This window comes from Porphyromonas pogonae (genome assembly GCF_036320655.1).
In the GTDB taxonomy this organism is placed as follows: Bacteria; Bacteroidota; Bacteroidia; order Bacteroidales; family Porphyromonadaceae; genus Porphyromonas; species Porphyromonas pogonae.
Map to the genome: position 1 here is coordinate 2,395,482 of NZ_CP143258.1, position 25,434 is coordinate 2,420,915.

The following is a 25,434-nucleotide window of genomic DNA, read 5'->3' on the forward strand; positions in this document are numbered from 1 at the left end:
GATAAACTATACTATTAGCTCAGTCCCTCAATAAATCCATTGACAATATCTATACGAAGCGCTTGAGGACTTTTGGGTAAGCCCGGCATACGCATGATAGATCCCATGATGAGGACTATCATTTCAGCACCGCGATTGATCACCACATCGGCAACCTCCAACTCAAAATTGCGCACATCACCATAGGCCTTGGCATCCTGAGAGAATGAGTATTGAGTCTTAGCAATACAAATGGGTAAATTGCCCAAACCCATGTCTTCAATCTTCTTGATCATCTTTTTGGCCTTAGGTGAAAAAATGACTTTGGAAGCCCCATAAATATTCAAAGCTACCTTTTCGGCTTTTTGCTGTATTGTATCCGACAATTCATAAGTGTATTTGAGTGGAGCAGATGGTGTTTTCTCTATCGTATCGACAACCAAATGAGCAAGCTCTTCGGCTCCCGAGCCTCCCTCTGCAAAGGCATTGTTAATAGCAAAACCGACACCGCATTCCTTACAATGATCGGCTACCAGGGAGATCTCTTGTGACGTATCGGATGCAAAGCGATTGAAGGCAACCACCACTTCCTGGCCGAATGATTTGAGATTCGAAATATGTCTATCAAGATTTTTCAAACCTTTGCGCACGCCCTCAATATTAGGTTCTTTGAGAGAGTCTTCAGCTACACCTCCGTGCATCTTAAGGCCACCTATTGTAGCAACAATAACGGTGAGTGCAGGAGATAAACCCGCAGTGCGACATTTGATATTGAAAAACTTCTCAGCTCCGAGATCTGCGCCGAAGCCTGCTTCCGTAATCATATAATCGCCATGGGCAAGAGCCATCTTGGTAGCAAGTACGGAATTACAACCATGTGCTATATTGGCAAAAGGACCTCCGTGCACAAAGGCAGGCGTATTCTCTGAAGTTTGCACAAGATTAGGTTTGATTGCATCTTTGAGTAATACAGTAATAGCCCCTGCTACCCCAAGATCTTTTACAGTAAAGGGGGAGCCATTGTTGGTATACCCCAACAAAATATTCTCTACACGGCGTCTCAAATCTTCAAGGCTATTGGACAGACACAGAATAGCCATAATCTCAGATGCCGGTGTAATATCAAATCCGCTTTCCGCCGGTATACCATTGGAAATACCGCCAAGCCCTGTGACTACATTGCGCAAGGATCTATCATTGACATCCAATACCCTTTTCCAGAGCACCTGACTAAGTCCGTGTTCCGGATTATTACGATTTTGATAAATATAATTGTCGAGAAGAGCTGTGATCATATTGTGAGCCGAAGTAATGGCATGGAAATCTCCCGTAAAATGAAGATTAATATTTTCCATAGGTAATACTTGTGCATACCCACCGCCTGCTGCTCCGCCTTTCATCCCAAAGCACGGTCCTAAAGAAGGCTCTCTGAGAGCTACAATGGCCTTTTTGCCGATACGGTTAAGTCCTAATGCCAATCCAATAGAAACGGTGGTTTTTCCAACCCCTGACTTAGTGGGGGTGATAGCTGTGACAAGGATGAGCTTTCCTTCTTTGTGTCGTCCTTTGGCCAAACATTCCAGAGGTACTTTGGCGATGTATCGGCCGTAAGGCTCAAGGTTATGCTCTTCAATGCCTATATTGTGTGCTATTTCGCGAATAGGCTTCAGATCAATACTCCTTGCTATTTCAATATCTGATTTCATAAGTAAGAGAATTTTAATATAAGTTTAGGTTCCAATGTTAAGTATAACAAAAGCTATAATTAACAAGTGGTAAAATAAACAAAAAAATTCATACCTTTCATACATTGAAGTCGCCAATTGGTTAAAAACACATAAATAAACACTATCTATGAGCCAGAAAAAAAATTTTGTTTTAGACACTAATGTTATTCTCCATGATTATGAGTGTATTGATAAGTTTCAGGAAAATGACATCTATATTCCTATCGTAGTACTGGAAGAACTAGACAAATTCAAGAAAGGAAGCGAACAGATCAATTATAATGCCAGGGCTTTTGTAAGAGAGCTCGATGAGTTGTCTGATACCGATCTTTTCAAGAAAGGAGCCGACTTGGGCGAAGGTAAAGGGCGACTTTTCATCATTACATTAAGTCAAAAACATCCCAAGGTCACTGAGGCTTTCCCCGAGACTATCCCCGATCACCGCATCCTTTCCATGGCTTTGAATCTCAAAGAGGAGAAAGACAAAAAGAATGAAAAAACCATTCTGGTAACCAAAGACGTAAATCTGAGGATGAAAGCAAAGTCTCTGGGTATGCCTGTGGAAGATTATATCAATGACAAAGTACTGACGACGGATATTTTCAACGATGCACAAGAGACTTTCGAGGGTATTGACGGAGATTTGATAGACAAGATATACAGTAAAGCTGAAGGCATAGACTCGGAAGAACTGGAGTTCTCATCCAAGTTGCAACCGAATCAATGTTTTATCCTTAAAAGCGATAGAAATAGTGTATTGGCTCGAATCGATGCATTCACAGGCAAAATAAGACAAGTACCCAAGCCTACGCTTTCAGGAATACAACCTCGCAATGCCGAACAAGCATTCGCATTCGATGTACTCACAGATCCCAATATCAAGTTAGTTGCTCTGACAGGTAAAGCCGGTACCGGCAAAACTTTATTAGCACTGGCCGCTGCTATAGCACAGGAGCAAGATTTTCAGTCAATCCTCCTGGCTCGTCCTATCGTTTCATTGGCCAATAAAGACATTGGCTTCTTGCCAGGTGATGAAAAAGCCAAGGTGGGTCCCTACATGCAACCTCTTTTTGATAATCTCAATGTGATTAAAGCACAGTTTACTCCGGGTAGTCAAGACATCAGGAAGATAGAAGACCTCCAAAGATCCGAAAAACTGGTGATAGAAGCTTTGGCTTTTATCCGAGGTCGCAGCCTGTCTAATACAATAGCGATTGTGGATGAGTCTCAAAACCTGACACCGCACGAGATCAAAACAATTATCACACGTGCGGGAGAGAATACCAAAATGATTTTTACTGGGGACATACAACAAATCGACTCTCCATACCTGGATGCGCAAAGCAACGGACTTGCTTACATGATAGATAAAATGAAGGATGAGAAGATATTTGCACATATCAATCTGATCAAAGGCGAACGTAGCGAATTAAGCGAGTTGGCCTCTAATCTCCTTTGATCCCACAGCCTTCCAGTTAAATGATAAAAGCTCTGCACTACATATTTGCAGAGCTTTTTTTATTTGATTTCAAGATATATAAAAAACCTTTTTATCTGTTCCCTTGTTCATTTTATGACTTATTATTCATTTAATTTATAATCAATATGATAACATTACTCCTAAGTTCTATTTTATTATTAGGACAAGTTGTTGCAACCGAACCCGTACAAACAGAGAATATCACTAATGTAAACGGACAAAACGGACAAAAGACAGAGAGTGTATATACACTCATCAAACTCCCTTATGCTACCGATGCGCTGGCTCCAGTTATAAGCAAGAGGACTATCGAACTCCACCACGGTAAGCATCTTCAAGGATATGTAAATAATGTAAACAAACTAAAGAAGGGAACGCAATTCGAGTATGAAACGGATATCGTCAAAATCGTAAAGGGCAGCAAAGGCAGCTTATTTGACAATTCGGGACAATTACTCAACCACAATCTCTATTTCATGCAATTCTCACCACAAGGTGGAGGCGCACCTATAGGAAACATCGGTAAGGCAATCGAGAAGAAGTGGGGATCATTCGAAAAGTTCCAACAGGCATTTGAAAAAGAAGGAACTTCTCTATTCGGATCAGGATGGGTATGGTTGGCTTCTGATACCAAAGGCAATCTCAGCATCGTGAAAGAACCCAACGGAAGTAACCCCGTAGTAAGAGGTCTCCATCCATTGCTCGGTATTGACGTTTGGGAACACGCTTATTATCTGGACTATGAGAATAAGCGCGCTGATCACCTGAAAGCCGTATGGAAAATTATTGATTGGAACGTTATCGAAAAGCGTTTTAATAAATAACAGCTTCGGCATACTTCATTTATCCACGGATCTTTGAGAAATTCTCAAAGATCCGTTTTTTATTCCTAAGATATCACTCGGCTGTATTATGTTGACAATTGGCGTTGTATAATGAGAGTGAAGCACATAATAGAGAGTAAAAAATACATATGGAGGAAATCGGGAAAACAAATTCTTTTATAATTATATCTCTTAAAAAGTAAAAAAAGATTTGATTTTCTAATAAATATCCATAACTTTGCAGTCCATTAACTCTCATATTATAAGTACGGTTACCAGCCAATTAATTTAATTAGAGAACGATAAACAAAAAAAATTTCAACATAATGAAAAAAGGTATTCATCCTGAAAATTACCGCCCGGTAGTATTCAAAGATATGTCAAACGAAGATGTATTCATCACTCGTTCTACAATCGCTACCAAGGAAACTATCGAAATTGACGGCGTAACATATCCTCTTGCCAAAGTGGAAATCTCAAGTACTTCACACCCCTTCTTCACAGGTAAGTCTAAGCTTGTCGATACAGCGGGTCGCGTAGATAAGTTCATGAGCCGTTACGGTAATCGTGCAAAGAAGTAATCGAAACTACGATACTCCATAATAAACTTAGTGAAAGCTAAGTTATAAGAACTCATAAGCGGGTAACTCATTGCGTAAAGCAAGTCATGAGTTGCTCGCTTTATTCTTTAAGCCCAAGCCCAGCATATTACGATCCATATGTCTGCCGGTGTATACGGGATCCTTATTCATTGCCTCGAATGATGGTTTTATCCATCTCCCAAAATAAGTGTCATGCCCAATATCATTATCCAAATACTATATGTTGCAGCAGGAGGAGCTGTAGGAGCCGTATTTCGCTTTCTCACCTCAGCCTTTTTTATCAAATGGGTAGGTCGGGAGCATCTTTTCTATGTGGGCACACTCATAGTCAACATAGTAGGCTGCATAATCATAGGTTATCTATCTTGGAAGTTGACCTCCTCAGCACGACCATTGATATATAAACTCATATTTATGACAGGTTTTTGCGGAAGTTTTACTACTTTCAGCACGTTTTCGATGGAAAATCTTATTTTGATCAATGAAGGTCGTCTTGGTGCGGCCATTACATATACATTATTTAGTATAGTGGCAGGGGTAGTTGCCGTAGCGGGCGGTATTGCCATCGCAAAGTGGTAATTCTAAATAGAAAAATTACCTTTGCCATCACAAACAAGATTTAAGGTAATAATTAGATGCAAAAAAACTTAGTTATAGTAGAGTCCCCGGCAAAAGCTAAAACTATAGGGAAGTTTCTGGGAGAAGATTTTAAAGTGCTTTCGAGCTACGGTCACATCAGAGATTTGAGACAAAAATCATTTAGTGTGGACGTAAACAACGGATTTGAACCAGAATACGAAATACCGGAAGACAAAACGGCACTCGTCAAAGAGCTCAAATCGGCTGCAAAGAAGGCACAGACGGTGTGGTTGGCATCCGATGAAGACCGTGAAGGAGAAGCCATTGCATGGCACTTATACGAGGTATTAGGGTTATCGCCCGAGCAAACTCGTCGCATAGTGTTTCATGAGATCACCGAGTCGGCCATCAAGAAAGCTGTGGAGACTCCTCGTGCTATCGATATCAATCTTGTAGATGCCCAGCAAGCAAGGCGTATCTTGGACAGAATAGTAGGCTTCGAACTCTCGCCTGTACTCTGGAAGAGGATCAAGCCATCACTCTCTGCCGGTAGAGTACAGTCTGTAGCTGTGAGGCTCATTGTAGACCGTGAAAGAGAGATCAATGCTTTTGTTGCGGAAAGTAACTTTAGAGTCATTGCAGACTTCAAACTTGCCGGAGGCGAATCCCTCCAAGCAGAGCTACCAACCCGCTTCAAAACAGAAGAGGAAGCTCATGCCTTCCTGGATATATGTAGCAAATCTTCATTTAGCATCGAGAGTATTACCAAGAAACCCGCCAAACGATCACCTGCTCCCCCATTTACTACATCGACCTTACAACAGGAAGCTGCTCGTAAACTGGGATATTCCGTATCTCAGACAATGCGTTTGGCTCAGACTCTATACGAATCGGGATTTATTACCTACATGCGTACCGATTCTGTGAATCTATCCGATCTCGCCATGGGGACAGCAAAAAAAGTCATCGGAGATCAGTGGGGCAAGGAATATCACCAACCACGCAAATTCACAACGAAAGCCAAAGGGGCTCAAGAAGCTCACGAGGCTATACGTCCTACATACCTTGACAGGGAAGAGATCACAGGAAGCAATCAGGAAAAGAAGCTTTACGACCTCATACGCAAGCGCACTATTGCAAGCCAGATGGCAGATGCTCAGTTGGAGCGTACCACCATCAACATCGAAGTATCAGGATCAGATTACAAGTTCACAGCACAAGGCGAGGTGGTGCTGTTCGACGGTTTTCTCGGGGTATATTTCGAAAGCAATGATGACGAACAGCAAGGCTCGGCACATGATAGCCAACTTTTACCCAAAGTACACAAGGGTGAAAGTTTGGATATGATCAATGCCAAAGCCACAGAGCGCTTTACTCAGCGTCCTGCACGCTTTTCCGAAGCAGCTCTCGTACGTCAGATGGAAGAGTTGGGCATCGGACGCCCTTCTACATACGCTCCCACGATACAGACTATACAAAACAGAGGTTATGTAGAGAAAGGCGACAAACCCGGAACACAACGTGCATATACTGAGCTGAGATTAAAGTCAGGTAAGATAGAACGCAAAGAACTCAAAGAGACATACGGTGCAGATCGGGCCAAGCTGATTCCTACCGACATAGGACTTGTGGTAAATGACTTCTTGGTAGAATATTTCCCTTCGATTGTAGACTACAACTTCACGGCACGTGTAGAAGAGAAGTTCGATGATGTGGCAGAAGGTGCCCTACAATGGCGCAATGTTATACAACGTTTCTATAAAGATTTCCATCCCGTTGTAGAGCAAGCTTCAGAGCGTGATCCTAATCACAAAGTAGGAGAGAAGTTGTTGGGCAACGACCCTGTATCCGGTGAGCCTGTATATGTGCGCATTGGGCGCTACGGCCCCATGGTACAGATAGGAGATGCTGCAGAGAACAAAAAGCCTCGATTTGCATCTCTCATGAAAAATCAATCCATCGAAACTATTACTTTGGACGAAGCCATGGAACTCTTTGCACTGCCCAAGACTTTAGGACAGTTTGAGGACAAAGACGTGGTAGTTGCGATAGGTCGTTTCGGCCCTTACATCCGCCACAACTCCAAGTTTGTAAGTATCCCCAAAGATATAGAGCCTCTCGACGTTTCACTCGATGATGCTGTAGCGCTCATCCTAGCCAAGCGGGAAGCTGATGAGAAAAGCCTGTTGAGAACTTTCGACGAAGATAAGGAATTGGAAATCCGCAATGGCAGATTCGGAGCTTACATCAAGTATCAGGGCAATAACTACAAGATACCCAAGACTGTAAAAGAGCCCGAACAACTATCATACGACGAGTGTATGAAGATCGTGCAAGAAACTCCGGTGAAAACTAAAACCACCGCAAGAGGCAAGAGCAAAGCGGCATCGAAAGAGCGTAAAACATCATCAAGCAAAGCGGCATCTTCAACCACGAAGAAGGCTTCAACCACTAAGAAGGCAACGACTGCTACCCAAAAAACGACTGCCAAGAAAACGTCTAAGGCCTCTACCTCTAAGTCAAAAGCATAACGGGTCAAAAAATCTTTCCCCACAAGCAGAGCTTTCGTTGGCGGAAGCTCTGCTTATTAGCATTCAGGCAAAATCATTACAAAAGATGAGATACTTCATTTACTTATCATACAATGGAACCAACTATAGCGGCTGGCAAACACAACCCAATGCAGTGACAGTGCAGCAGACTATAGAGGAGGCTCTGTGTACCATACTCCGTAAACCTACACCTATATTGGGGGCGGGACGCACAGATGCCGGAGTGCATGCTCGGGAAATGATCGCCCACGTAGAGCTGGATATGGATCAATCCGAAGCGGATGCACTGGCACTAAAACTGGATCGATTGTTACCTCCCGATATAAGTATCCGTAGTATGGTGCATGTAAAAGCAGACGCTCACGCCCGCTTCGATGCCGTGTCACGTACCTATCGTTATTATATTACCATGCGCAAGGATCCGTTTGCACACGGACTGATGCTTCGTATGCATCGCACGCTCGACATAGACGAGATGAATGAAGCAGCATCGCACCTGATGAGATACACAGACTTCACAAGCTTCAGCAAGCTTCATACCGATGTCAAGACAAACAATTGTAAGATCACACATGCCTTATGGACTGTAGGACAAGACAGTGATCATTACGTATTCACCATCACAGCCGATCGTTTTCTGCGCAACATGGTAAGAGCTATTGTGGGCACACTCTTTCAAGTGGGTTGGGGCAAGATGAGTGTAACCGATTTTTGTACTGTGATCGAACGCCAAGACCGTTGCCAAGCAGGCAGCTCGGCTCCGGGTCATGCCCTTTACTTAGAAGAAGTCAAGTACCCGCAAGAAATATTCATTACGGAGTAACCTCAAAGATCCAGCTCTTATTGCTTTCATTTACGTCAGAGAATTCACCTTATGCTGTCATTTTGCTAGTTTTTCGAGGTCTCACATACCGTTATCTCTTCTTTGAAAGGGACACTCTACACCATGGCTTGACAAAGTCTTTTTGATATTGTATCTTTGCGGTAATAGGAATACAGTCTATACAAATAGTATAATGACATAAGAGTTACATGAAAATACGAATATGATAAAGCTGATAAATAAGTGTTTACATCCAGGATACGAATGCGGAATTATTCGTATGGTCCTCTTTTTCGTGTACATTATAACTGCCTTGTCTTAAACACACCTCACACAAGATTACATCCTTACCTCCATATCTTGTAGACTCTCCTTGTTCCACATCAATTTCGACAAATAACTTATCATAATAGGTCAGTAGACTTGTCCTAATAGGTCTAAAGACCTATTAGGATAAAGCAATCAACTCATGTACACGGACGACAGACCTATCATATAAAGTCGGTAGATCTATCATAATAGAATTTTAAATCGTCTATATAATTTTATTACAAGCTATATAGTCGCCCCTTAAAATCGTGTTTATTTTCTGATATACAGCAAATTGCACTCTTCTATTCTTTGATAAATCTGCAAGTTTTTGTATCTTTGGATATAGAAACTTGCAGATTTTTTTATGATACGCCCTACTCAAACAGTTCAATCTCTGTTCTCTTCGCTGGACGATTTGCTCAACCAGCAACATCCTCTGTATAAACTTTCCCATAAAATCGATTGGAAAAGGTTCGAAGAGGCTTTTTCTTCCTTGTATTGCCCTGACAATGGTCGTCCAGGTAAGCCTATTCGTTTAATGTGTGGTCTTTTAATTCTCAAGCATTTGCGCAATATTTCAGATGAATCTGTTGTAGAACAATGGAGTGAGAACGCTTATTTTCAATATTTTTGTGGCATGCAGGAGTTTACACCTTCCTTTCCCTGCAATGCCTCGGAACTGGTTCACTTCCGCAAACGTATCGGCGAAAGAGGGATAGAGCTTATTCTTGCAGAAAGTATTCGTGTGAATGATGACAAAAATGATAAGGATCACCACGATACCGCTTTTATAGACTCCACCGTGCAGGAAAAGAATGTGACCTATCCTACAGATGCCAAGTTGCATAAGAAGATAGTAGGCAAGGTTCTCAAAATCGCAAGGGCTCTCAATCTACCCATTCGTCAAAGCTATACTTTCGTATTGAAAAGAATTTATCGGGATCAACGTTTTCGCAACCATCCCAAGAACCGTAAGAAAGCTCTTAAAGCGGATAAACGGTTACGAACAATAGCGGGACGTTTGGTTCGGGAACTTAAACGAAACCTAGGTAGTAACAGGGAGTACGACAAACTCATTTCCCTCTTTGAAAGGATTCTTTCGCAACGGCGTAATTCCACTCAAAAGATTTATTCTCTTCATGAACCGGATGTTCAATGCATCAGTAAAGGTAAGGAGCACAAAAAATATGAGTTTGGAAACAAAGTCTCGATTATACGCTCCATGACGGGAGTGATTTTGGGAGCCTCTTCTTTCCGTAATGAGTACGACGGACATACCATAGAGCAAAGCCTCGATCAGGTGAAGAGACTCACGGGAGAAAGGATTAAGAAACTGGCCGGAGATAGAGGTTACCGTGGAAAAAAAGAAATAAACGGTACGCAGATATTGATTCCTGACACTCCAAAAGCTAAAGACAGTTATTATCAACGTAAAAAGAAGCATCGACTTTTCTGCAAGCGTGCAGGAATAGAACCAACTATCGGACATTTAAAATCAGATTATCGCTTGGGACGTAACTTTTACAAAGGGCTCTTCGGGGATGCTATCAATGTAATGTTAGCTGCAGCGGCATATAACTTCAAAAGAGCCATGAAGCTTCTTTTGTACCTAATAAACAAAATCAGCGAAACACTCCCAATGGAGAGGATTGCGCTGAAATGTGCTTTTTAAGGGACGACTATATAACATTAAATAAATGGAACATATAAACAAAATATATTATAGGTATTCATTAATTATCCATTATACGGCAGTAAGATTTATTTGCAACTTTATTTTCTATGATTTTAGATGTAAAAAACACGTTTCTTATTTAGACTAAGTCTAAATAAGCGGTATAACTTAACTAAAACAGCACAAATTTGAGAGCTCTTCTTGAATTCTAATATTTATTTAGTTTTCTACTTTTCAACACATTACCAATCACAAAACAAATTAGCATCAGTGTATGGCAATTGACATTTTGTCAAAAATAAAGGTGCAAGCAAACACTCAATTCATATATAGCTCATATCATGACAATACATCAAATTTATCACTATATTTGGTGCGAACACCAAAAGCTATAGAGGATGAAAATCAAACTACCCGATCTACTGTCGGCAATCATATTGGTACTAGCTTTACTATACCTCTGGGTATCTTACAATCATGCACCGACAAATCTACCTGCAAATTACAATGTGGAAGACGTGAGTGATGCCGCAGGGCTCAAATCCTCGGCCATATTACTTGCGGTTATCATGTTCATCGTACATATTGGATTAGGAGTGCTGAGTACCCACCCCACCTTTTTCCATTATCCGTTTAATGTAACAAATGAAAACGATGAGCAAATATACAGCACGGTAAGCAATATGGTAAAATACCTGAGGCTGTGTATAAATACTATTTTGGCTATAGTAATCTACGACATAATCAACGATAATGTCAAAATCCCTGTTGTGATAATAATATTGCTCTGTCTTTGTTCTTTATTTATTGCAACCCTCTATATCAGGAAACTCAAAAAATACAATGAATAGTGTCCTATCAAAATCGACAGTATTTTAGCGTCTTCAACCTCATAGCTTATTCGGATTTCAAAACATTGGCGGGGTTTTGATAAGCAGCCTTGAGCACACGGCTTACTATACATGTATATACTAGCAGATTGATGGCTATCAGAATAATGACATAAATATACCATCTGATACTTACCTGACGGCTATACTGCTCCACCCACCGACTCATGATGAAGTATCCTATAGGGAAGGACACAGCACAAGACAGCAACACAATATCTACATATTGACGGATAAAAAGCCTCATGATTTCATGTACACCTGCACCATTGACCTTGCGGATAGCTATTTCTTTGCGCCGCTGATTGCAACTCAGGGTAATCATCGAATATATCCCGAATACTGCAATGAGTATGGCTATCCCTGTCATCACCGCCAGTAGTCGCAGCAGGTTGCGCTCGCTACGTGTATAAGTAGCATACTGCTTTTCCATATCGTAGAACGAAAGGTCAAAGCGATTACCAACCATCGTCTTGGTCAGGGTCTTTCTTATTTGCTTTTCGATTCGTATAGCATTCTTTGCATCACATTTATAAGCCAGTGTACCCGATAGGCTCCCCATACCCTGGGCATTGGTCACAAACATTGTGGGCTTCACGGGCTCTGTGGGTAGCGAGGTATAGAGGTCTTGTACTATACCTACTATAGTAAGTTTATTGAGCGTCTTGCCCAGGGGGTGTTTTGCGCCCAATTGCTTACAAGCAGCTTGGTTGATGAGACACACACCCTTCTCTCCGTTGTGCAGATTGCGCCCCTCGAGTATCTTCACGTTAAAAAAAGGCACAAAGTCTTCAGGTGATCCCATATTGAATATCTGGTACGTCTTGGGAGAGCCACCACCTTCAGGCCCATCGCTATCGTCCTCGGTAAACGAACACCATGACGTCTGTGGCAGGAACGACTGCGGGAAGTGGATCACACGCTCTATACCAGGGATGGACTTGAGCTCATCGACGTGGATTTTATCTTCGTCACCCATATTCATCACGGTATGGATACCCGAGCGGTCGAATCCAGCTTCGTTACTATCGTTGAGCCAGCGTACCTGCAACATGAGCACAGTGGTGCAAAATATGAGAAGCACACTCATCGTGAGCTGTAACCAGAGGCATGTCATGGTGAAGTTATACTTCATACCATTGGGAGCAGAGGATGGCTTTAGATTGGACTGTATGCTGCTCTGCATAAAGTGCCTCACGGGCAGAAGTGCTATACCCAGAGATAGCACTACCAGGAGCAAGGCATAAAGCAGGGAGTACAGCATGAAATAACTACGTGGGGCAGTGATAAGCGAGAATTTGCTGAAGGGATGGAACAATAGCTCCGAAAGCACCAATCCCATAAACAGTGACAATACGATGAGCATAAAGTACTCTGTCATGAGGTAGATGAGGAGCTGGGCCGTACCGGCGCCATTGGCACGGCGTAGTGCCAGCTCGCGACTGCGTAGCCGTATGCGATTGATAAAAAGCATGAGGAAATTGAAGATAGCGCCCAGCGTAACCATAAAAGATACGATGGCAAATATCCGGAGGTGATTGATCTTGACGGTAGTACCTACGTTGGGAATCGTGGTGTACACAGCTCGTAGTGGCACGGCTATGACTTTGGGTTCATTGGCATATTCGTATTGCTTGGGTATTTTGTTCAGCTTTTTTATAAGCACATCCATCTTTACCCCCGGCCGGAGCTTGATGTATGTGAAATTGCCCCACGAGCACCATTGGCCGGGATCATTGGTATCACACAGACGAGGGGCCATTTGTAGGACTTGAAAGGGTACGTTGGTATGTACTCCCACATCGGGCAAGCCACCCATAAACCCGATTTTGAGGTCGTGGGTATTAATGTTACGCACCGAGATAAGTTTGTCGGACAAGAAATAGTTGGTCTGGCCCTTAGTATATGCCTTAGGTGCGCGAGACTGCCACTGGGGATAAAAGACTTTGAAGAAACTGCTGTCTACGCTGGCAATATCGGCATCAATGATAGAGTCGCGGTCGTTGAGCTTGAATGTTTGGGGATACGTGCGCAACGCTGTAGCAGCCTCAATCTCGGGGAAGTTTTGCTCGAGATAGTTGGCAAGGGGCATCTGTGTATGGGATACATCGCCTATGACAGAGCCCACAGACTTGTCTTGGATGAGGAGATATATCCTATCCTTGTCCTGGATATGAGCATCATAGGACTGCTGATAGTTGATCCAGCTAAGGGTGAAAGAAAACGCAGTAAAGCCTATAGCCAGCCCTACGATGCTAATAATACTTTGTACGCGATACTTGCGCAGATTGCGCCATGCCATGCTGAGGTTGTGTGTAAACATGCATTGATAGTTTTATTATTGTCCTATAATTCACGATGACTTTACAGCTATCTAATCAAAGTCAGTGCCATAGAATCATAGTATTAGTATAGAGCATTATACTATACACACACAAGCACATACAGTGTGTGTAAACGCACTTACAGGCGTTCGTTATCGCACACAATAGCTGGGTTTTTATTACTAACTTTGAGCTTTAAGTTACTATAATATCAGAAACTGATGGATAAGCGTGGGCAAATACTCATCGTGGACGACAATGAAGACATTCTCTTCGCTCTGAACTTGGTGCTCGAGCCCCACTTTGAGAAGATCAGGATATCACCCCATCCCGAACGACTGGAGCATTTCATACGTACCTACCACCCGGATGTGATACTGCTGGATATGAACTTCCGCAAAGATGCCAGCAGTGGCAATGAAGGTTACTACTGGCTGGAGCGAATCAAGCAGTATGACCCCGACGCTGTCGTGATCTTTATCACAGCGTATGCCGATATGGAGAAAGCTGTACAGGCTATCAAGGCGGGCGCAGTGGACTTTATACCCAAACCATGGGAGAAAGAAAAACTACTGGCTACGATATCCTCGGCTCTCAAGCTACGAGAAAGCAGACGTGAGGTGTGCAACCTGAGAGAGCAAGTGGCTGCCATGCAGCGTACCGACCATGAGATCATAGCACAAAGCGATGCAATGCTACAACTGCTGGAAACGATGGAGCACCTGGGCCGGACAGATGCCAATATACTCATACTGGGTGAGAATGGTACGGGCAAAGACCTCGTAGCGCAGAGGCTATACAGAGACTCGCAGCGTAGTAACATGCCATTTGTGCATATAGACATGGGCAGTATACCGGAGCAACTTTTCGAGAGTGAGCTATTCGGTCATGAGAAAGGTGCCTTTACGGATGCCAAGAGAAGTAAAGCGGGTCGATTGGAAACAGCCTCGGGTGGCACAGTTTTTCTCGATGAGATAGGAAACCTATCACTTTCTATGCAAGCAAAGCTACTGACTACAATAGAAAAGAAAGCTATAATGCGACTGGGCTCCAATGTATCGAACCCTCTAAATATACGTATCATATCCGCTACCAATGCGGACATACACGAAATGGTGAGGTCTGGAGCTTTCAGACAAGACTTATTGTACCGCATCAATACCATAGAATTGCATATCCCGCCCCTGAGAGAGCGTGGAAATGACGTACTGTTACTAGCAGATTTCTTTATGAAAAGATACGCTACAAAATATGGTAAGAAGATTACAGCAATATCCGCCATGGCTCAGCGTAAGCTCAAAGATTATACCTGGCCGGGCAATGTGAGAGAACTACAGCATCTTATAGAGCGTGCTGTGATATTGGCAGCAGGAGATACGCTCATGCCTTGTGACTTTGCCCTACACGGCTCATCGTCTGCCAAAAATCTACAGCAGACATTGAATTTGGAGGAACTGGAACGTCAGGCTATAGAGAAAGCGCTGGCGCAAAAAGACGGGAATATGAATCAAGCGGCAGATTTGCTGGGAATTACCCGTTATGCTCTGTACAGAAAGATGGAGAAATACGGCTTATGAGGAGGTTGCCTTATTCATTCGTATTCGCTCTCAAGGCTCTGTTTATATTCCTGATGGGCGCAGCGTGCATCTTGTTGGTGATGCACACATATTATTACACCGCCACGTTGGTAGGCATATTGAGTGCAATGATGGGGTATTCACTGTATCGCGAGCGCATGAGGCTCATCGATTACATGACTTCGCTTATCAGGAGCATACGTGTAGGTGATTTCTCAGACCGATTTACCATGCGAGGTAAACATACGGAAAGGGAGATGAAGATGCTATTAGAGGAGATGAATACCGCGTTGGTACTATTCCAAAAGAAGTTACACGATACTGTACAACAAGAAGCGGAAACGGATGCTTGGCAAAAGCTTATCAGTGTACTTACACATGAGATCATGAATAGCATGACACCTATCATCTCCCTCTCCGACACTATGCGTGAACGAAGTAGCAACTCTCCGGAGAAAGACTATGAGACGATGTCAAGGGCTATGGAAATCATACACAGACGAAGCGAGGGGTTGCTTACATTCATCAACAACTACAGAAGACTCACCAGACTACCCGAACCGAATATCCAATCACGTCCTTTATTGCCTGTACTGATTGCGTTGAACCAACTGCTACAAACGGAGGGGATTGTATTTGATTATAATGTCTACCCCGAGACTCTATCCTTAGCCGTTGACAAGGAGATGCTGGAACAGATGCTAATCAATCTGATACGAAATGCATCGGAGGCGGAGACAAATACAGCAAAAGACTTATCCCAAATATCCGTAAGAGCCTTTTACTCCGAGGGTGGAGTACATATCACAGTGGCAAACAATGGAGAAGCTATCCCTCCTGATGTATTGAAAAAGATTTTTGTGCCTTTCTACTCCACCAAAACAAACGGAAGCGGCATAGGACTAAGCCTATGCCGCCAGATTATGCTTCGCCATCATGGCTCCATCGCTGTAACTACCCAGCCGGGGAATACGACATTTACACTCAAGTTCCCATGCTGAAAATAAAGGAGCTGTGCATGGTAGATAATTTCACTCTTCGCTCCTAAGAACTTTGATAAGCCCTGATGTAAGACGTGACAACTGCTTCGGCTCAATGATGAAGGGAGGCATGATATAACATAGCTTCCCGAAAGGTCTGATCCAGATGCCTTCTTGTACGAACTTCTTTTGCAAAGATGCCATATCTACGGGGTTGTGCATCTCCAATACTCCTATGGCACCCAGCACACGCACTTCCTTGACAGAGGAGAGGTCGGCGGCAGGTGCAAGCTCTTCTTTCAATTGAGCCTCGATAGCTCTGACCTTCTTTTGCCATCCTGATTCTTTCAAAAGCCTTATAGATTCTGCCGCTACGGCACATGCCAACGGATTGGCCATAAATGTGGGACCGTGCATGAAACAACCGGCCTCGCCACTACAGATTATATCGGCAATAGCTTTGGTAGTAATGCTTGCCGAAAGAGTCATATATCCCCCTGTAAGAGCTTTACCGATACACATAATATCCGGTACTAAACTGGCATGCTTGTATGCAAAGATCTCTCCTGTGCGCCCGAAGCCCGTGGCTATTTCATCAAAGATGAGCAACACGCCGTACTGGCTACACAGCCTGCGAGCCTCAACGAGATACTGAGGATGATAGAAATACATACCCCCTGCGCCCTGCACGATGGGCTCGAGGATAAGAGCTGCCAACTCTTCGGATTTCTCAGCTAAGAGTTGTTCGAGCGGTTGAATGTCACGAGGATCCCACACTTGCCCATATCTGCTTTGTGGCTGGGGCAAGAAGTACTGAGAGGGTAATGGCCCTGCAAAAATACCATGCATACCTGTAACAGGATCACAGACACTCATGGCATGCCACGTATCGCCGTGATATCCTGAGCGTATGGTGGCAAAGTGATTTCTGTTCCGTCCTTGAGATTGCTGATACTGGATAGCCATTTTCAAAGCTACCTCTACAGCCACAGATCCGGAATCGGCATAGAAAATCTGATCCAATCCCTGAGGTAATATTTGTAATAACTCACGTGCCAAGTCTACAGCAGGCTCGTGCGTAAACCCGCCAAACATCACATGGCTCATTTGTGTCATCTGCTTTTGCAGGGCTGCATTGAGACGTGGATGATTGTATCCGTGCACAGCAGCCCACCATGAGCTCATGCCGTCGATAAGTTCAGTACCGTCGCACAGTGTTATGACTGCTCCATGCGCTTCTCGTACGGGGTAAACGGGCAGAGGGTCAATGGTGGATGTATAGGGATGCCATAGGTGCTCCCTATCGGTTTGGAGTAATTCGTCAGTGGTCATAGCTCACTTCCCAGTCTTTATGGTTTGTATTTATTTTGCCCATCTCCTGTATCAAGGACATATCCTCCCTCGCCTGACTGCCGATAGTAGTAAGCAAATCGCCTGTAATGGCAGAGTTGATGCCGATGTAAATAGCCTTCTTCTGAATATCCCGGCTAATCTGTGCTCTACCTCCCGAGAATCTCAAAAAAGCATGAGGATTGATTAGTCTGAAGAGAGCCACTGTAGTAAGATACTCTTCGTCAGAGAGAGGAGCCGCATGCTCCAGAGGTGTGCCGGGAATTGGTTGCAATATATTGATAGGGATGGAGAGGGTTCCGATACTGTTGAGATAGAACGCAAATTCGATGCGTTGCTCCATAGTCTCACCCATGCCGATAATTCCGCCCGAACATATACGCATGCCCACCTTACGAGCAGCTCGAAGCGTAGCTTCCTTATCTTGTTGCGTATGCGTGGTACATAAGTTATGAAAATGACTGGGAGCAGTCTCCATATTACAGTGATAGGTGGTAACCCCACTATCAAACAGCTTTTGCAATTTCTCTTCATCCAAAAGCCCTAGCGAGGCGCAACATTTGAGATTTGGAGAGTTCTTCTTAATCATTTTATAAGTAACTGCCATACTTTCTATCTCTCTCGAGGTAGCCGTACGACCACTGGCAACCAAAGAAAACCTACCGATACCCTGATTATGATTATATTTCGATTGAGCTACGCACTCACCGGCATTGACCAATGCATACTTCTCTATTTCCGTGGCAAAATGCGCACTTTGTGCACACCACTTACAGTTTTCGGGGCAATTACCGCTTTTGGCATTGATGATAGAGCAAGTATCGAATACGTTGCCCATAAAATGCTCTGTGATGCGGTGAGCACAATCGTACAATGCCTCCTTGTCCTTTATTACCGATAGTTGCAGAGCTTCTTGCTCTGTAATACATTCGCCGTTTAAGATTTTTTCTTCAATAGAATTGATCATATAATATATTTTAGTGAAACGGTGCCCGAAAGAAAGAATATAGAACTATCAATATTATGAGCAAAAGCAACAGGATACGTATCCCGGTCCTGTAAGGCTGCTCGCATAAGGATCTATATACTTACTTCTTTCATATGCACTACAGGACAGAATCTCCGAGAAATTATCATCGACTCTATCCATTTTATTAAAAAGAAAACCTTCGGGCATGCGGTTTGGAACCGCTGCACGAAGGTTGCAATATCTTGGTTATTGTATGTTACCGCTAAGGTAACGACAGAAGTTTCGCTACAAATTATGACTCTTCCACCCATTTTAGCCTGAAGCAAGATAAACTTTTCATCAGGAAAAGCCTCGTCATCCTCCACATCAGTATCCAGAATACAACACTCGCTCCACGAAAAATCCGACAATGCCTTAGTCTTGATAAAAAGTCTGTCAAGAACGTTCTTTGCCAAAGATACAATAACTACATTTTTGCCTAAGCCTCTAAAAACGGCACTGCCGCACCGACTCCATCTACGGAACGTCAGTGAGGCAGGCCTTATATTGAGAGATCTTAGTGCGTACACTGTATGATTCTTTATTTTGTTACAAGCTCGAGTCTCTTCATTACAGAGAAGATAAACACAGCCGAAAGCACGCAACAGATAACCAGTACACCCCAGAAAGCAACCAAAGGAAGTTGCTCCCAGAAAGTACCCATAACACCTACAAGCAAGTTACCTATAGCAGTGGCAGCCAACCAACCGCCTTGCATAAGACCGCTATACTGAGGAGGAGCTACTTTGGATACGAATGACAGACCCATAGGGCTGAGGAAAAGCTCCGCAATAGTAAGTACGAAATAAGTACCGATAAGCCAATTGGGAGATACCAAGACATCCGATGTTCCTTGCAAAGTAGAAGGAGCTGGTAGGCCAAATGAAGCGAGTAACAATACCACGAAACCTAAAGCAGCGATAAGCATACCGATACCGATCTTTCTCGGAGCAGAAGGTTCTTTGCCTTTTTGACCAAGGTAAGTAAATACACCTACTACAGCCGGTGTGAGGATGATGATGAAGAATGGATTGAACTGCTGGAAGATCTGAGGAGTGATCTTGATCATTTCGCTTATCTTGGCAATGTCGATCTGATAATAAGCAAACAATGCTACGAGACCTACAATCATCAGTACGATACCGACTCTTGGATTCTTCTTCTCACCAAACAATCCCATAAATGTAATATAGATACCATACATAAATACGATAACTGGCAATAGAGAAAGAAGAGAGAACATCATATAATGCTGAGGCGTGATATTACTTGTGGTATAGTCACGTGCAAAGAAAGTCATACACAACCCGTTTTGGTGGAATGACATCCAGAAGAAGATCACCACAAAGAATACAAGGAACAAAGCCGTCATACGCTCTTTGACTTCATGCTTGCTCATTGTAGGCACGTTGGTTTGTTGAGCTTCCGCCTGACCTTTTCTTTTTCTTGAAACTGTGATGTCAGCAAACTTCCAAGTCTTACGGAAAAGCAAGAAGATCAAAATCGAAAGCACGAGACTTATACATGCCACGCCGAAAGAGAGGCTGTAAGAAGAAGACAACGATTTATTTACATATTCTGCTGCGAAACGCTCAGCAAAAGATTTTTGAAGACCGTCGGCAGTAAAGAATCCTGTCAATGCCTCTTCCGGTACAGATGCAATCTTTGCTTTCACAGCTTCTTTTGCTGCCTGATCATTCACAGCACGGCTTTCAAGCAATTCGTATTCTTTTTTCTCAATCCTGATGGCAGGATCAGATATTTTATCAGAAATAGTTAGCTGGTACAAACCAGCAGCTTTCAGGTTAAAAAGAGCAGATTCTTTATCAGAGGGGAACAATACTCCGTCCTTTTTCTTCTTCTTTGCTATAATCTGAGCTTTCTCTTTATCGTCTTTTTGAGTAAACTTAGGGTTTGCCTTGATATATTCGTCCATGAAGACATTCTCGTCCACCACCTTATTGTTGAGGGCTACATAGTCTTTAGGAATGTTGGCATCATAAGTGAAGTTTGCTTTTTCCAATACACTCTTGTTTATAGCATTAGCCATACTGGGAGCAAAGAATGCACCGATATTGATAAACATGTAGAAGATTGAGAATGCAATATCACGATTAGATGAATACTGAGGTGAGTCATATAGCTTGCCCACCAAAGCCTGCAAGTTTCCTTTGAAAAGACCCGTACCTGCCGATATGAAGAATAAAGACAGGAACATCATTGACAATCCGAAAGGATTGTTTTGTGTTGGCATTGCAAGCAAGAGATAACCTCCAAACATGATGACAACACCAATAAAGATAGTCTTACCGTAGCCTAAAGCTTTGTCAGCGATAAGACCTCCGAAAATAGGCAGGAAGTATACTAAGGCAAGGAAGGTACCGTATATCATACTGGTAAATCCCGAAGATAAGCCGAACTTGGCTTGCATATAAAGCGTGAGGATAGCCAGCATGGTGTAGTATCCGAAACGCTCTCCCATGTTTGTAAGGGCTAAGACTATGAGTCCTTTGGGGTGTTTGTTTAGCATAAAGTGAATGTTTTTATTATTTATGGTTATGTATTAAGGACAATCTATTGTTTGATTTCTGAGATTGCTCCGGTGTTGACGTCGAAATATACTTTCGGTGCCGTATCGCCGCGATCATTAAACATCTTGCGTGTCAGGCTCTGCTGCATTCCCAACTGGGTGATGGGAAGCTTGGCATCAAAGTAGGTTTTGCCTTCATATTTTACAATAATCTTGGCACTACCCGGAAGATTGTAAACTACACCGTCAAGACTTTTTTCATGCTTACGCATTTCTTTCTCAGTCATCTCAGGTGCTCTCTCCACGACACTCATACTAAAGTATACGGGAGCTCCACCCAAATCATTGGCTGCTACAGCACCCAATAGAGGTGAAAACCTGAATATGACTTTATCCTGAATATTCTCTTCCGGCTCTACTTCTGTTTTATAGGTAATAGTCTCTCTGATTGTATCTCCGCAGAATAGGCGTAACGTTCCCATCTCTTCGCTCTTGAGCTTTCCCAGCACCAGTTTCATCGACTGACCATCTTTGGGCATCGACTCCACATCTCCCGTCACGATATTCATAGTACTTTCCCTTACATGGAATAAGTATCCTGCCGCTATCTCAGCTTGTTTGGATTGCGATCCTGCGAGATTGTATTCCTGTGGTAATGAAGGAGGGGTAACTAACTCGTTATTTTCACTCTGAGCCTGAGGGGTAGGCGCATCATTTTGTTTGTCTCCATTTATAGAATAGATAATACCCTGATCAGTGAGATTAACGAAAGGAGCCACGGTTTTTTTATCAAAACGCACAATAAACTGATTCTTGTCGTCTTTGACTCCTTTAGAAAGAACCTTTATGGACTTTAGTCTGTAGTGTACAGCTCTGCGATTGGAGGCATTTATGGTAAGATACTTATATGCATAATCTGCCAGCGGGCCGGGATCGTATGTTTCTTTTTCAATCTTTGCTTCCACAAGAAGTTGTGTACGAGGTAAACTGTACACTACACCATAATCGTTATTTTGGCTTGCATCAAAGCGCGTCACATTGGTCTGCGCTTGTGCAAAAAATATATTCGAAAAAAGACTTAATAATATGAGAAGATAAGAGAATCTGATTACTCGTAACATATTTCAATGTGCTAATAAATGTTCAGCTAACAAAGCTACAAAATTTAGATTGAATAATCTTGGTTATTCCTTTAATTAACTATCATTTTGCATCTTATTTTTTATATACAATAGCTTTTTTTATGGATTTTCAAGTCGAGTTTGATGATTGAGCATTCTCTTATTTAAAGAATATCATTAATTACCCTCCAGCAAAAGCTTATCTTGAAAAAAGAGATACAAAAGCAAAACCTGTTCACCGTACTACGAATACACATCTTTGTGTTCGATTTGTAAACATTTAAATATCAAAACATAGCGCATAATAATATTCGACTATCACAACATCTTTAATAAAATAATATAGGCTATTTTAAGATCTATCATTTTGATATATTTATAAGGCCATAACACCTCAAAGCGAAACAAACAGAATAAAACATAAAAGACAAATACAAAATACAAATAACATATTTATCTAAATAATTATATCAAAATGATACAAACCAAGAATTTACAGATCACTATTTAAAGCAATAAGTCAGTCGCCAATATTTTTGTAACTACGTGATGATGTTTTCTTAGTTAGACTTTACTTTTTTCCTAACTAAGGAATCCGAAGCTCTTAGTTACAAAAACATTGCACCTTAATTACAAAAATAATACAACACAGTTAGAAAAATAGATGATTTTGACTCTGAAACAAAATAACCGCAAATGGTAAGTTTACACATCCCATTTGCGGTTATTCTTATGTTTATTTGCCTATAATTATCTAAATACTGACATTTTGATATTTTTGTTTACATAATCTAATTCTGACAATATGTAAGATCCATACATTTTATTTCCGTGCAACAATTTACTCCAAACAAAGCCTTGTTAGGAATAAATTGAAATATATTATTAGACTTTGATTTCATTACTAATTCTTTATAAATAAGTTCTTAATCTGTAGAGTAAGTCCGGATATTGGTGTGTAAACGGATTATTTCTTAAACAAAGATACAACATCGTACCCCCATTTGTCAAGAGCCTCGATAAAATTTTATAACAATCCATTATTCAGCAAAAGAGACTGTTGCAAAAGTCAACAGTCTCATGGATTTTGGAGGCAAAGCCGACAAAAGACACTTTGACCGGGCAGAGAAGGTAAAGTGCAAGGCGCTAAGAGTGAGTGCACAGGGAGTTTACTTCAGGTAAATGACCAAGCGCGAATCTCGCAAGCAACGAAGCAATTGGCCTGCTATGCAACGGTCTCCAAAAGATTATCTCGGATCACAATTATATAAAAACAAAGGCAGAGATATGGTTTTAAACATATCACTGCCTTTGTACTTGATAAACAGTTTATAACGAAACTCTCTACCAATCTTATTTTCGTGTCACTTGATCAACTACATCATTCAGAATTACTGCATTTTCTTTCAACAGCAAGGCTTGAGGTTTATAATCCATCTTTTTCACCTTAAAGTCATTCTTAGTCATCACACCAGATCTGAGACGAGGTTTACCAAGGATATCATTAATTGCAACAGATAGCAGATAATCTTTGGGGTTACCTAATTCTACCCAATTGCTTGCATCTTCTTCCTGAGGTTCCACTTCAATATCTGGTTTGAGATTCCCTCCGATCTTATCAAAAGAGATGCCTTTGCTATTTGAGTAAACGCTAACTATGGGTTGCATAGCCCAATTCTTAAGAGCTGCTCTTTGCTCAGATGTAAGGTCTTTTCCTTCCCCTTCATATACAGGTAATCCCAATGATTTGTCATAAGCATGCAAAGTCCATGAAGCTGCATACTTACCTCCTGTAGGAGTACCTACATGTACCACTTTGATAAAATCCCTGAGACAATAAGTAAGAAGCTCTGATGCTGAAAAAGAACTTTCCGTGGCAATGATGTGTACTTTGTTCAAATTTAAATTGGCACTTAACGGATCAGGCTGATCTTTGTATATTTGCCCAAGCTTATTTTCTCTGTAATTGACCCCTTCTTTTAAAGCTTTGTCGTCATAGATTTTATTGAGAATATGATTATAGTCCATACGAGAAAATACGGGTTTCTTTTCTACTAAATCCTTCCTAATTAGCATTGATGCAATATAAAGCGCAGAAGTAAGACTTCCTCCGTGATTATAACGCAGGTCTATGACTAAATCGGTAATTTGCTGTTGCTTAAAATACATGAATGCCTCGTGTAGTTTGCCATTAAATTCATGTATAAAATCGGTATAAAATAGATATCCGATTTTTTTACCACCTTGTTCAATCACTTTTGACACAAGTACAGGATTTGTATGAATTCTTTCAGGAGTAATGGAAACGGTCGTAGCTTTTCCCGTATCTTTTTTGATAACCTCAATACTGATACTTTCTTTCCCAAACAATTTCCTATAATTATCATTGTTGAGAATAGCTCCATCTACTTTTACTACCACATCGCCCCTTTTGAGTCCGGCTTTAGCTGCAGGGCTATCAGGAAAGACATAATTAATATTCACCCATGCCTTTGAGTTGTCGGCATAACCATGAATATCATAACCGAAAGCTACCGGATCCCCCTCAAGTATCTTTTTCCATTCTCCGGCGTTATCTGTGATGTAAGACCATTTGTCAATCTTTTTGTATTCAAACAACAGGGATCGGAAATATTTTACAGGATCCGAATCTTCTATCCTAGGATTCTTTTCAAGCATTTGATCATTCCATTTGTAAAAAAGGCTCATCCCTTTATAACAAAATTCACTTACAGGATTAATCTTGTCTGTTTTAGGTTCTTGAGGTACATCGTTTTTACTACAAGCTGTTAATACTACAAATAGACTAAATAGTGCGGAAATAAAATTTAATTTTTTCATCAGCATAAAATGTTTCTTGATACCCTCGTAAAAATAGAAAATGCTTTTGAATTTGGCACAATAAAGAGATTTAAAATTACACATATACCGTTGTGGTAGGTATATCGAAAGTATGGAATATCGCCATAATCAGGGGAGCTTCTCAATGCCCTATCTTTACTCAGAGAGTAATTGCCGACACTTACTTTTAGCCGTCTAAAGTCCCCCTTTCTATCCCCATATACATATAGTATATGGTTGATATGTTGTGCCATACCTA

Annotated in this window: 19 protein-coding genes; 11 read left to right on the forward strand and 8 right to left on the reverse strand. The window is 41.9% G+C overall.

What is annotated here, in order from left to right; translation table 11 throughout:
- Positions 1-14 precede the first annotated feature (14 nt).
- Positions 15-1,685, reverse strand: a complete 1,671-nt coding sequence (locus tag VYJ22_RS09585; protein WP_329903798.1) for a formate--tetrahydrofolate ligase — start codon at positions 1,683-1,685, stop codon at positions 15-17.
- Between the two features lie 148 nt (positions 1,686-1,833).
- Between VYJ22_RS09585 and VYJ22_RS09590 the strand changes: the two genes are divergently transcribed.
- The 8 genes from VYJ22_RS09590 (at position 1,834) to VYJ22_RS09625 (ending at position 11,404) form a co-directional block, all read left to right on the forward strand.
- Positions 1,834-3,165, forward strand: a complete 1,332-nt coding sequence (locus VYJ22_RS09590) for a PhoH family protein (RefSeq protein ID WP_329903799.1) — start codon at positions 1,834-1,836, stop codon at positions 3,163-3,165.
- Between the two features lie 146 nt (positions 3,166-3,311).
- Positions 3,312-4,010 (forward strand): superoxide dismutase, encoded by a 699-nt coding sequence (locus VYJ22_RS09595; protein ID WP_329903800.1) that lies wholly within the window; start codon positions 3,312-3,314, stop codon positions 4,008-4,010.
- A gap of 326 nt (positions 4,011-4,336) precedes the next feature.
- Positions 4,337-4,591 carry a type B 50S ribosomal protein L31 gene (locus VYJ22_RS09600; protein ID WP_329903801.1) on the forward strand — a complete coding sequence of 85 codons (255 nt, stop codon included), beginning with the start codon at positions 4,337-4,339 and terminating at the stop codon, positions 4,589-4,591.
- A 213-nt stretch (positions 4,592-4,804) separates the two neighbouring features.
- Positions 4,805-5,191, forward strand: a complete 387-nt coding sequence (gene crcB / locus VYJ22_RS09605; RefSeq protein WP_329903802.1) for a fluoride efflux transporter CrcB — start codon at positions 4,805-4,807, stop codon at positions 5,189-5,191.
- Positions 5,192-5,247: 56 nt separating this feature from the next.
- The gene (gene topA / locus VYJ22_RS09610) at positions 5,248-7,722 is read left to right on the forward strand and encodes a type I DNA topoisomerase (protein WP_329903803.1); all 2,475 of its coding nucleotides are present in this window, start codon (positions 5,248-5,250) and stop codon (positions 7,720-7,722) included.
- A gap of 85 nt (positions 7,723-7,807) precedes the next feature.
- Positions 7,808-8,566: a tRNA pseudouridine(38-40) synthase TruA gene (gene truA / locus VYJ22_RS09615; protein WP_329903804.1), complete on the forward strand. Its 759-nt coding sequence runs from the start codon at positions 7,808-7,810 to the stop codon at positions 8,564-8,566.
- 676 nt (positions 8,567-9,242) lie between these two features.
- The gene (locus VYJ22_RS09620) at positions 9,243-10,550 is read left to right on the forward strand and encodes an IS5 family transposase (RefSeq protein ID WP_329903374.1); all 1,308 of its coding nucleotides are present in this window, start codon (positions 9,243-9,245) and stop codon (positions 10,548-10,550) included.
- Between the two features lie 401 nt (positions 10,551-10,951).
- Positions 10,952-11,404: a hypothetical protein gene (locus VYJ22_RS09625; protein WP_329903805.1), complete on the forward strand. Its 453-nt coding sequence runs from the start codon at positions 10,952-10,954 to the stop codon at positions 11,402-11,404.
- A 46-nt stretch (positions 11,405-11,450) separates the two neighbouring features.
- Here the strand turns inward: VYJ22_RS09625 and VYJ22_RS09630 are convergent, their stop codons facing one another.
- Entirely contained in the window at positions 11,451-13,766 is a 2,316-nt protein-coding gene (locus VYJ22_RS09630; protein ID WP_329903806.1) for an ABC transporter permease, read from the reverse strand.
- Positions 13,767-13,988: 222 nt separating this feature from the next.
- On the opposite strand from VYJ22_RS09630, the gene VYJ22_RS09635 reads away from it, so the two are divergent.
- Both VYJ22_RS09635 and VYJ22_RS09640 read left to right on the forward strand, forming a co-directional pair.
- Positions 13,989-15,344 carry a sigma-54-dependent transcriptional regulator gene (locus VYJ22_RS09635; protein WP_329903807.1) on the forward strand — a complete coding sequence of 452 codons (1,356 nt, stop codon included), beginning with the start codon at positions 13,989-13,991 and terminating at the stop codon, positions 15,342-15,344.
- Positions 15,341-16,345 (forward strand): sensor histidine kinase, encoded by a 1,005-nt coding sequence (locus tag VYJ22_RS09640; protein WP_329903808.1) that lies wholly within the window; start codon positions 15,341-15,343, stop codon positions 16,343-16,345. The genes VYJ22_RS09635 and VYJ22_RS09640 overlap by 4 nt, the downstream gene beginning before the upstream one ends.
- Before the next feature lie 30 nt (positions 16,346-16,375).
- Here the strand turns inward: VYJ22_RS09640 and bioA are convergent, their stop codons facing one another.
- The 5 genes from bioA to VYJ22_RS09665 form a co-directional block, all read right to left on the reverse strand.
- Positions 16,376-17,656 carry an adenosylmethionine--8-amino-7-oxononanoate transaminase gene (gene bioA, locus VYJ22_RS09645; protein WP_329903809.1) on the reverse strand — a complete coding sequence of 427 codons (1,281 nt, stop codon included), beginning with the start codon at positions 17,654-17,656 and terminating at the stop codon, positions 16,376-16,378.
- Positions 17,646-18,641, reverse strand: coding sequence for a biotin synthase BioB (gene bioB, locus VYJ22_RS09650; RefSeq protein WP_329903810.1), 996 nt, complete (start codon positions 18,639-18,641; stop codon positions 17,646-17,648). The genes bioA and bioB overlap by 11 nt, the downstream gene beginning before the upstream one ends.
- Before the next feature lie 113 nt (positions 18,642-18,754).
- Complete coding sequence (locus VYJ22_RS09655) at positions 18,755-19,213, reverse strand: hypothetical protein (RefSeq protein WP_329903812.1); 459 nt, start codon at positions 19,211-19,213, stop codon at positions 18,755-18,757.
- 11 nt (positions 19,214-19,224) lie between these two features.
- The gene (locus tag VYJ22_RS09660) at positions 19,225-21,213 is read right to left on the reverse strand and encodes a peptide MFS transporter (protein WP_329903813.1); all 1,989 of its coding nucleotides are present in this window, start codon (positions 21,211-21,213) and stop codon (positions 19,225-19,227) included.
- A 44-nt stretch (positions 21,214-21,257) separates the two neighbouring features.
- On the reverse strand, positions 21,258-22,334 hold the full coding sequence (locus VYJ22_RS09665) for a DUF4831 family protein (RefSeq protein ID WP_329903814.1): 1,077 nt from the start codon (positions 22,332-22,334) through the stop codon (positions 21,258-21,260).
- A 1,182-nt stretch (positions 22,335-23,516) separates the two neighbouring features.
- Between VYJ22_RS09665 and VYJ22_RS09670 the strand changes: the two genes are divergently transcribed.
- Positions 23,517-23,669, forward strand: coding sequence for a hypothetical protein (locus VYJ22_RS09670; RefSeq protein WP_329903815.1), 153 nt, complete (start codon positions 23,517-23,519; stop codon positions 23,667-23,669).
- An 18-nt stretch (positions 23,670-23,687) separates the two neighbouring features.
- Here VYJ22_RS09670 and VYJ22_RS09675 read toward each other — a convergent pair whose 3' ends face one another.
- Positions 23,688-25,175, reverse strand: a complete 1,488-nt coding sequence (locus tag VYJ22_RS09675; RefSeq protein WP_329903817.1) for a S41 family peptidase — start codon at positions 25,173-25,175, stop codon at positions 23,688-23,690.
- Positions 25,176-25,434 lie beyond the last annotated feature (259 nt).

Coding starts and splice junctions, on each gene's coding strand:
- VYJ22_RS09585 (WP_329903798.1), bottom strand. CDS start 1,685: ATGAAATCAGATATTGAAATAGCAAGGAGTATTGATCTGAAGCCTATT.
- VYJ22_RS09590 (WP_329903799.1), top strand. CDS start 1,834: ATGAGCCAGAAAAAAAATTTTGTTTTAGACACTAATGTTATTCTCCAT.
- VYJ22_RS09595 (WP_329903800.1), top strand. CDS start 3,312: ATGATAACATTACTCCTAAGTTCTATTTTATTATTAGGACAAGTTGTT.
- VYJ22_RS09600 (WP_329903801.1), top strand. CDS start 4,337: ATGAAAAAAGGTATTCATCCTGAAAATTACCGCCCGGTAGTATTCAAA.
- crcB (WP_329903802.1), top strand. CDS start 4,805: ATGCCCAATATCATTATCCAAATACTATATGTTGCAGCAGGAGGAGCT.
- topA (WP_329903803.1), top strand. CDS start 5,248: ATGCAAAAAAACTTAGTTATAGTAGAGTCCCCGGCAAAAGCTAAAACT.
- truA (WP_329903804.1), top strand. CDS start 7,808: ATGAGATACTTCATTTACTTATCATACAATGGAACCAACTATAGCGGC.
- VYJ22_RS09620 (WP_329903374.1), top strand. CDS start 9,243: ATGATACGCCCTACTCAAACAGTTCAATCTCTGTTCTCTTCGCTGGAC.
- VYJ22_RS09625 (WP_329903805.1), top strand. CDS start 10,952: ATGAAAATCAAACTACCCGATCTACTGTCGGCAATCATATTGGTACTA.
- VYJ22_RS09630 (WP_329903806.1), bottom strand. CDS start 13,766: ATGTTTACACACAACCTCAGCATGGCATGGCGCAATCTGCGCAAGTAT.
- VYJ22_RS09635 (WP_329903807.1), top strand. CDS start 13,989: ATGGATAAGCGTGGGCAAATACTCATCGTGGACGACAATGAAGACATT.
- VYJ22_RS09640 (WP_329903808.1), top strand. CDS start 15,341: ATGAGGAGGTTGCCTTATTCATTCGTATTCGCTCTCAAGGCTCTGTTT.
- bioA (WP_329903809.1), bottom strand. CDS start 17,656: ATGACCACTGACGAATTACTCCAAACCGATAGGGAGCACCTATGGCAT.
- bioB (WP_329903810.1), bottom strand. CDS start 18,641: ATGATCAATTCTATTGAAGAAAAAATCTTAAACGGCGAATGTATTACA.
- VYJ22_RS09660 (WP_329903813.1), bottom strand. CDS start 21,213: ATGCTAAACAAACACCCCAAAGGACTCATAGTCTTAGCCCTTACAAAC.
- VYJ22_RS09665 (WP_329903814.1), bottom strand. CDS start 22,334: ATGTTACGAGTAATCAGATTCTCTTATCTTCTCATATTATTAAGTCTT.
- VYJ22_RS09670 (WP_329903815.1), top strand. CDS start 23,517: ATGACCAAGCGCGAATCTCGCAAGCAACGAAGCAATTGGCCTGCTATG.
- VYJ22_RS09675 (WP_329903817.1), bottom strand. CDS start 25,175: ATGAAAAAATTAAATTTTATTTCCGCACTATTTAGTCTATTTGTAGTA.